We start from the raw sequence: 536 nt of genomic DNA, 5'->3' as shown, positions 1-536 counted from the left end.
ACGTCCGACGGCCACGCCAGCCGGGGCTCCGGCAGGTGGCCGGCGACGGCGCCGTACCGGTCCGGATGCCACCGGTTGCCGCGAAGGTCGTAGAGCGGATCGCACTGGCTGGCGGTGTGGTGGTCCAACACCAGCTCGCCGGTCAGCTTGGCCAGGATGAAGGAGTTCAGGCTGTGCCAGTTCCGGGCGCGGGCGAAGACCTCCGGCTCCCGGTTGCGCAGCCAGCGGAGCTTCGGTCCCACGGCCTGGGAGGACAGGACCTTGCCCGCCTCGCGAAAGATTTCCTCGGCACCGAACTCCTCCGTTAATTCGCGGATTTCGACGACGGCGCGCGCGTCGATTCCGTACAGGATCGCCGGCCGCAACGGGACCAGGTTTTCGTCCGTGACCACCAGGGACGGACCCATCGCGCTGACACACACGCCGGCGACGGCCCCGGCGTCGTTCCGGGACAAGAGCTCCCGGCACAGCCGGACCACTTCCGCCCACGCCCCGCCCTCGGCGTCAAACTCGGCCCAGCCGGGCCGCGGGTAGCT

At 70.3% G+C, this 536-nt stretch carries 1 protein-coding gene; it reads right to left on the bottom strand.

Annotated elements, in window-relative coordinates; genetic code table 11:
• A partial coding sequence (locus tag AC5RUJ_RS18135) for an FGGY family carbohydrate kinase (RefSeq protein ID WP_494156505.1) occupies window positions 1-536 on the bottom strand: 536 nt, incomplete at both ends.

Source organism: Arthrobacter sp. Y3223164 (genome assembly GCF_059091005.1).
The sequence above is the reverse complement of the archived record's forward strand: the minus strand, read 5'-3'. Positions and strand labels throughout refer to the sequence as shown.